Source organism: Nereida ignava (assembly GCF_001049735.1).
GTDB lineage: Bacteria > Pseudomonadota > Alphaproteobacteria > Rhodobacterales > Rhodobacteraceae > Nereida > Nereida ignava.
The window spans coordinates 1-1,485 of sequence record NZ_CVPC01000065.1; the positions used below are offsets into that span (position 1 = coordinate 1).

Genomic DNA, 1,485 nt, shown 5'->3' on the forward strand with positions numbered 1-1,485 from the left:
TACATCAACACATTGCGCTCTATGTCCTCGGGCCGCGCGCAGTTCTCGATGCAGTTCGATCACTATGAAGCTGTACCAAGCAACATCTCTGAAGAAATCCAAGCTAAATACGCTTGATCTGACACCTTTTACGGTGGCCCATGAGGGCCACCGTTCTACTGGAAAATGAAGGAGGCCTCTCATGGCTAAGGAAAAGTTTGAACGCTCTAAACCGCACGTAAACATCGGCACGATTGGTCACGTTGACCACGGTAAGACGACGTTGACTGCAGCGATCACCAAGCAATTTGGTGACTTCAAAGCATACGACGAGATTGACGGCGCGCCGGAAGAAAAAGCACGTGGTATTACAATCTCTACTGCTCACGTTGAGTATGAAACAGAGACACGCCACTACGCACACGTGGACTGCCCAGGCCACGCTGACTATGTGAAAAACATGATCACTGGTGCTGCTCAGATGGACGGCGCGATCTTGGTTGTTAACGCAGCTGATGGTCCTATGCCACAAACACGTGAGCACATCCTTTTGGGTCGCCAAGTTGGTATCCCTTACATGGTTGTTTACATGAACAAAGTTGACCAAGTTGACGACGAAGAGTTGCTCGAGTTGGTTGAAATGGAAATCCGTGAGCTTCTGTCATCTTACGAGTACCCAGGCGACGACATCCCAGTTGTAGCGGGTTCTGCTCTGGCAGCTCTGGAAGACCGCGATGACAACATCGGTAAAGAGTCTATCGACAAGCTGATGGAAGCTGTTGACAGCTACATCCCGACACCAGCACGTGCTGTTGACCAGCCGTTCCTGATGCCGATCGAAGACGTGTTCTCAATCTCTGGCCGTGGTACAGTTGTAACCGGTCGTGTTGAGCGTGGCGTTATCAACGTTGGTGAAGAGATCGAGATCGTTGGTATCCGTGACACCACGAAGACAACCTGCACAGGTGTTGAAATGTTCCGCAAGCTGCTTGATCGCGGTGAAGCAGGCGACAACATCGGCGCGCTTCTTCGCGGCGTTGACCGTGAAGGTGTTGAGCGTGGCCAGGTTCTTTGTAAGCCAGGTTCCGTATCCCCTCACACAAAGTTCGAGGCAGAAGCTTATATTCTGACTAAAGAAGAAGGTGGCCGTCACACGCCATTCTTTGCGAACTACCGTCCACAGTTCTACTTCCGTACAACTGACGTGACAGGCACAGTTGAGCTTCCAGCGGGTACCGAGATGGTTATGCCGGGCGACAACTTGAAGTTCGAAGTCGAGCTGATCGCACCTATCGCTATGGAAGACGGTCTTCGCTTTGCGATCCGCGAAGGCGGCCGCACAGTAGGCGCGGGCGTCGTAGCAAAAATCATCGCCTAAGCTGATTGCGCCTTTTGGGCGCATTCAAAACGATACAACGGCCGCTTCATTCATTTGGGGCGGCCGTTTTCCATAGTTTTGCCCAGATTGTGTCATAGCCCGCTCTCGTAACTTTTGCGGAGACGCTA

2 protein-coding genes are annotated in these 1,485 nt (G+C 52.0%); both read left to right on the forward strand.

Annotated elements, in window-relative coordinates:
• On the forward strand, positions 1-117 hold a 117-nt coding region (locus NIG5292_RS14750; protein ID WP_144412772.1), incomplete at its 5' end, for a hypothetical protein.
• A gap of 64 nt (positions 118-181) precedes the next feature.
• Complete coding sequence (gene tuf / locus NIG5292_RS14375) at positions 182-1,357, forward strand: elongation factor Tu (RefSeq protein WP_048600220.1); 1,176 nt, start codon at positions 182-184, stop codon at positions 1,355-1,357.
• Positions 1,358-1,485 lie beyond the last annotated feature (128 nt).

Coding starts and splice junctions, on each gene's coding strand:
- tuf (WP_048600220.1), top strand. CDS start 182: ATGGCTAAGGAAAAGTTTGAACGCTCTAAACCGCACGTAAACATCGGC.